The sequence below is a fragment of the Patescibacteria group bacterium genome, assembly GCA_041645165.1.
Taxonomy (GTDB): domain Bacteria; phylum Patescibacteriota; class Patescibacteriia; order 2-02-FULL-49-11; family 2-02-FULL-49-11; genus 2-02-FULL-49-11.
This window is the reverse complement of the sequence record JBAZQN010000030.1, coordinates 1-6431: the sequence shown is the minus strand read 5'-3', so window position 1 is coordinate 6431 and position 6431 is coordinate 1. Positions and strand designations below refer to the sequence as shown.

Genomic DNA, 6431 nt, shown 5'->3' with positions numbered 1-6431 from the left:
AACACAATCAAATCTTCCACCTAAATTATTTCCACTATCACAACAAGCTCCAGAACCACTGCATGTTGCTCCGCCATTATAATTATTGCATTGAGAGTAATATTCACTCGAGTCATCCCCGCAGCACATGCCATTCCAGCAGGAACCGGAGGCTGAGCCGGAGCTGAGGCCCCAACTGGAAGAACCGATGGTTGCCTGACATGAAGACTGGCTGTAGTCGTACTCGGTGCCATTGTAGGAGTTGTCGCCGCAGGTGTTCTGTACCGATTGCGGACAACTCGCCACACAATTCCCTGACGCGTCAATCTTGTCAGAGGATGAGCTGCAGCATTTGGGACCGCCCGTATAGCCAGAACAATACGAGGTTACCTGCTGTTCCGTGCCTGATCCATCAATCGCATTATCATCGCCGCAGCACTCTGTTTTGGTCAGATTATCATATTCACCTACTCCTAATTCTCCGCCCAGAATCCACGCGCCTGCGCTCTGTATGCAGGAAGCGTCCTGATCATAATTAAGATCAGCGTCGTACCATTCGTTATTGACACATAGTGCCACGTCGCGCGGTCCGGGGTAGCCAATGTTAAAGGAATCCCCACTTCCATAACACATGCCGTTATATACACAATCAGTACTATTGGCGCAACAGGCTTTATCATTGGCATCAGTAGAAAAAGAGGGGCAGTCATTGCCGCTACAACTCCTGACTTGTCGTGAAATATTATACTGAGTATTGCCACCGCAGGTTTGCGCGCAAGATTTAGTCGAGGTAGTGCACGAAACTGAAGAGGTCTGTACAAGATCACCATTCCTTGCCTTGACGGAGAGCGTGTAGTTCGTGCCACAACTTAAGCCTGTCTGGTTCCAGTAGGTGCGCGTCACCCAGCCTGTGTTGCCTGCAGAGTCAGACGCGTAAAAGCCGCTCTGGGCGCCGCCTGAAACCCAGGTCCAGTTAATCCTCGTCGCGTCATACTTATCAACTGTACCCGCACAGGAGGCGGGAGCGTTTGCGAGAGTATACTTGGGAATCGCAGCACCATACCCCGTGCAGTCGCCCTGGGCGACCGTGGCAAGATACACCTTGCCTGATTGGTAGGCAGTGGGGTTGCCGTTGCACGCGCGCACGCGGTACCAGTACTTGGTATTCGCGGAAAGCCCGCTCATGCCGGAGTTGGTGTAAATATAGCTCGTGCCAGTGGTGTTCGAGGTGGCGCTTGAGAGAGTGCCTACTTCCGAATAACTCGTGCCGTCAGTGGAACGCTCTATACGGAAAACGGTTTCTCCCGAGGAATTGTCCCGCCAGGAGAGGCGCATCGAATTCACGGTGATTTGATCGAGCGTGACGTTTGAGGGGGTTTCGTCTAAGGCAGCAGCGGCATACTCGCTCAATGGCATGACAGTATGCGCGCCAAATCCCAAAACCAACGTGGCTATGGCAAATCCTGCGATAAACGATGCGATTGATCGAAGAGATGGATAATTCATATATCCTTTAAATTAAAGACTGCCTCCTTCAATCTTTGTGAATAACGCTTATATATACCTCCTTTTAGGGGTTTGTGTCAAGGGTGTGTATAAAGTAACTATTCACCTTTTTCCAAATGAGGCCTCCCCATCTCCTCCCTGCCTGTGATTGTGAAGACAATTAAAAATACGATCGTGAAAATAATTGTCTTTAGTGCAACCCTATATTACCAAGGTATCCATAATCCGTGAGCTTTTGTAAATAGAATATTATCAAACATTTAACGGTACCCGCTAAGGTACCGCCTTTTATTTTTGATAAATTGTGTCTCCCAATATTCGCGTACACAACCACATCCCCACCTGCGCGCGCTTTATAAGAAAGGGTGTATAAGCCCTAAGATTGTAGTACAGAAAACGGATCATATATGAGCTTTTCCCACGCTTTCACTATACTCCTTGCGCCTGGCGTGTCAATGAGGTTTGGAGACTGAACATTATGAGTCTTGAACTATTCACCTTTTCCTAAAGGAAACCTCCCCATCCCCTCCCCGTGATAAACACGGGGCAGGCTCTTAGTAAGGAGGGGAGTCGAGAAGACCCAGTGGGTCTTCCGACGGGTGGTGTCCATATTGCGCTTATTTTGGAAAATACTGAATGCTAAATGAGTCTTTTATAGAACTACAAAATGCACTCCTGACAATGTAATGAAAAAAAATAAAAATACATGACGCTCAATGAGTCAGGCGTTTAAGCTCATCTTTGAGAAACATCAAAACCTCGTTTTTAAGACATTTTCTAAGAGTTCTGAATTTATCATAAGGCACCAAAAAATTCAGGTCCTGGGTAATGGTTGTTTCATTGACATGGGTATCTGTGAATTTGATTAATTCTTGAAAAAAGGCCGGCAGGTCGGTGTGGCGCCTTTCCTCAATCACCGCGTGATTATAGCGATAGCCTTGCAGAAAAAAATAATGAATATCATAGACGTCCCTGCCGGCAACTGATTCGTTCTTCTCATAACGGTCAAGCGGCGCCACCAGTTTATTGGCAAACATGGTCTCGATGGTCTGGCAGGTAACGATACGGTCAATTTCCGGCAACCTGAAGGCCTGATACTGATTGGATCTGACGGGCGGAAAGGTGGCATCTATTTTAATGGTATTTCTCGCATGCGCTGCGGCGGAATATTTTAAAAAATACTGCAGCGTGTTTTGGCTTTTATCCTTGATCTCCAAGCCTAAGGATGTAAAAATTTTTTCCATCTTTTTCCTTGTGGCATCAATCTCCTCCCGAGGGAGCATAAAATCAAAATCCAGATCAACGGAAAAACGATCCAGATACCCGAGCATCGCGGCGCACGTCCCGCCCTTAAAATATAACGCAGCGGAAAGCGCATTATCGTCATAAAGATGTATCAATATCCTATATAACCATGCCTTATGCACGGCTTCTTTTGGGTGAGGTAATATCATAACGAGATGGCGTGAAGGGATAACCGATGATTTTTTGAATATGCGCTACTTTTTTCCAATCAATGGTTCTGCTGCCGTCAAAATATATGGCGGGATTGAAATACAACATATCCGCCACCGCTCTTTCTGCGGAAGCGATGTTGAGGGAGCCGTCCTTCTCAAGGCCAATGTCTTGAAAGAGAAATCTATCCGCTAACCTTCTCGAGCGATACGAATAATCACCAATCTTAAATCGTTTTGATTGTGCGCTGACGAGCGTGATTTGCCCGCTCGCTTGCTGCATTATTCCTGCGTTCGCTAAGACCGTTTCCGTGCTGACATAGCCATACTCGTGCAGCGCTTTTAAACCGAGCATCGAAGGATCCAGATCTGCGATCGGTTTCAAAGCATAAAATCCTCGGTAGATACGGTATAAGAGGCCTTGTTGCGCATATCTCTTAAGCGTAGTGTGTAAGTTGTTCGGATTGCTGATATGCCAAAGATTCGCTAAATCTTTCGCATGAAAAATAAGCTCATTAAGCTGTGCCAACTGGGCAAAACGCTGTTGCGTTGTGTTTCTTTTTACTGTACTCATATGTACAGTATAACATAACCTAATAAACAAATAAAGAGGGGTTCTCAATCCATATCAAATTCATTACCACAAAATGCCCAAAAATAAAAAAATACCTTGCTGAAGTGCACATCTGATTCCGCGGGCACTTGACCATGTCACAAAAGAAGAACCCCCATGAAAGGGGGCCTTCTCTCCTAAATGATGGGTTGAAATTTATTTCACACCAATGCTAATCCCGTCGCTGATCACGCTCGAGACATTTCCTGCCGCATCTTTGCACTGGACATAGTAGGCATTACTGCCTTTCTTGCCAGTATCAGTATCCTTGCCGCTGATGCCTGCTGATTCATCTGGGGTTGTGTCATTGAGCTCCGCGGTGCAGCTTACGAGACCAGAATCGCCGGAGTCAAAGGGCGACCAGGTGAAGTATATGGTAGAATCATTGTCATTCGCACAAATGTCAGTGTAGCTGTCGCAGCGGGCAACGGCTTGGGAAACCACGGGTGCGGTTTTGTCCACCTTGAATTCAGCTGCAGTGGAGGAGAATCCTATATTGCCTGCATTATCCTTTGCCGCGGCGCAGTAGAACGTGTGGGCGGTTACGGTCTGGGGAGATGAGAGCATGTAGTCTGAATAATTCTTGGAGCAGGTGGCGGCGGAGGTGTACGCCTTGAGTTTGTAGCTGGAGGAGCTGCAACCAGAGCCTGTATCAGAGCAGGCTACGCTCGCGGCGCTGTTGGTGTTTTGCCATTTGCTAGGTGCGCCAAACACTGATACTGCGGGCGGGGTGGTGTCGCCTGTCGGACAACTCGCCACGCATGATGAACCATTCCAATAATTAGCAGTACTAGGACAACACACAACATTAGGATTTCCTGAACAATCCGGGACAAACTTCTCATTCGCGTCATCGCCGCAGCAATAGTAAGGATCAGCGTAAGGAGCGCCAACATACCAATTATCGGAATATCCATCCCAATCGTCGCAATTGCCTCCAGGTCCGGCGTTCTCACATCGATTCATAGTGCCGTCAAACCAGGTATATTGACACCGGCTTTGACTGCCATCCTGATCATACCAATCCTTATTAGTGCATAATTCTTGATCCGAACTGGCGTCTCCACCGTGATTACTATAAGTATTATTACTTATGCAGGTGCCGTCATTTTTAACGCAGTCACTGCTGGAATTACAGCAAGCGCTCTTTTCACCGCCAGTGGCGCCGTCAGAATTCATTAAGTGGCTTATTTGATAATTTTCACTGCTGTCGTCGCCGCAGCAACCTAAAGTAGACGTGTCTGGATATTCTCCTACTCCTGATTCACCAGCGTATATACCTGATGAATTACCACAGGTTGACGAACTGCAAATATAGAATCCTTGAGCTATAACATCGCAATCACGCCACGATCCACCACTTACAGTTCCTGCATTACAATAAGCAACATTATCTACGCCTCCGGGGTTCAAACCGGAAGCTTCCGTATTACCATTAACACAACTATTCGTTTTAGTTACACAATCATCAACTGAATTACAACAAGCTGTTTGTGGCGTAGGACTACTACAATAAGGACCAACCGTCAAATAATTACGAGGTCCAGTTTCAAGATAACAATAATTGTAATTTTCACTGCTATCATCGCCGCAGCACATGCCGTTCCAGCAGGAACCGGAAGCGTCACCGGAGGTTAATCCGTAACTAGAAGAGCCGAATGTTGCCTGGCATGAAGACTGGCTGTAATCATACTCGGTGCCGTTGTAGGAGTTGTCGCCGCAGGTTGCCGACTGGATGCCTCCGCAATCGCTGTCAGCGCTATCCGTTTTGCCATCGCCGTCATTATCTACGCCATCACTGCAACAATCGCAGTCTGTAACTATGTTGTGATTGCTGGTACCCTTGCTGGGACACACACGGCATTCTGATAAATAGGTTCCCGCGCTTATGCAGCTCCCGTCTGCATCGACACAGTCCGATGAATTTGAGCAACACGCATTCGCGGGCTGTGTGGGAGACAGGGTAAGTCCGTTACAATCTGTAAAAGTACCCGGCACAATCCAATATTCATTACTATCATCCCCGCAGCACATGCCGTTCCAGCAGGAGCCACCGGCATTCCCATCCGTCTCATTCCACATCCACCCTTCATTCTCAAGACAAATACTGTCATTATAATCCCCTTCTATTTCTTTCGTTGCATTGTCGCCGCATATTTGCTGGGCGCACGCTTTCGTAGATGCGGTGCAGGAAACTGAAGAGGTCTGCACAAGATCGCCATTCCTTGCCTTCACCGATAGCGTGTAGTTCGTACCGCAGGAGAGTCCTGTCTGGTTCCAATAGGTGCGGGTTACCCAGCCAGTGTTGCCCGCGGCATCAGATGCGTAGAAACCGCTCTGGACGCCGCCTGAAACCCAGGTCCAGTTGATGCGCGTGGGATCAGAATTGTCGGCTGTGCCAGAACAGGAGGCGGGCGCGTTGGCTAGAGTAAATTTGGGGCTTGCCGCGCCGTATCCCGTGCACTGGCCAAAATTCACGGTGGCAAGATACACCTTGCCTGATTGATAGGTGATGGGATTGCCATTGCATGCCCGCACGCGGTACCAGTACTTGGCATTCGCGGAAAGGCTGGACATGCCGGAGTTAGTGTAAGTATAGCTCGCGCCCGTGGTGTTCGAGGTCGCGCTTGAGAGAGTGCCGACTTCCGAATAATTCGCGCCGTCTGTGGAACGCTCTATGCGGAAGACGGTTTCTCCCGAGGAATTGTCCCGCCAGGAGAGGCGCATGGAATTTACGGTGATCTGATCGAGGGCGACGTTTGAGGGAGTTTCACCCGAGGTTACGGCAAGTACCCGCACGATGCTAAATCCTGCCGCCAGAGAAACAATAGCAAACCCTGTCGCAAAATAGAGGACCGAACGAAGCGATGAACGATGGG

Annotated in this window: 4 protein-coding genes; all 4 read right to left on the bottom strand. The window is 48.3% G+C overall.

Features of this window, described 5'->3' with window-relative positions; translation table 11 throughout:
• Positions 1-1485: fibronectin type III domain-containing protein (locus WC659_07110; protein MFA4873664.1), on the bottom strand; the 1485-nt coding region annotated here is incomplete at its 3' end.
• Between the two features lie 713 nt (positions 1486-2198).
• A complete protein-coding gene (locus WC659_07105; GenBank protein MFA4873663.1) occupies positions 2199-2939 on the bottom strand; it encodes a nucleotidyl transferase AbiEii/AbiGii toxin family protein in 741 nt (246 codons plus the stop codon).
• Complete coding sequence (locus WC659_07100; protein MFA4873662.1) at positions 2905-3513, bottom strand: hypothetical protein; 609 nt, start codon at positions 3511-3513, stop codon at positions 2905-2907. The genes WC659_07105 and WC659_07100 overlap by 35 nt, the downstream gene beginning before the upstream one ends.
• Before the next feature lie 195 nt (positions 3514-3708).
• Positions 3709-6431, bottom strand: a 2723-nt coding sequence (locus tag WC659_07095) for a fibronectin type III domain-containing protein (GenBank protein ID MFA4873661.1), incomplete at its 5' end; no start/stop codon positions are given.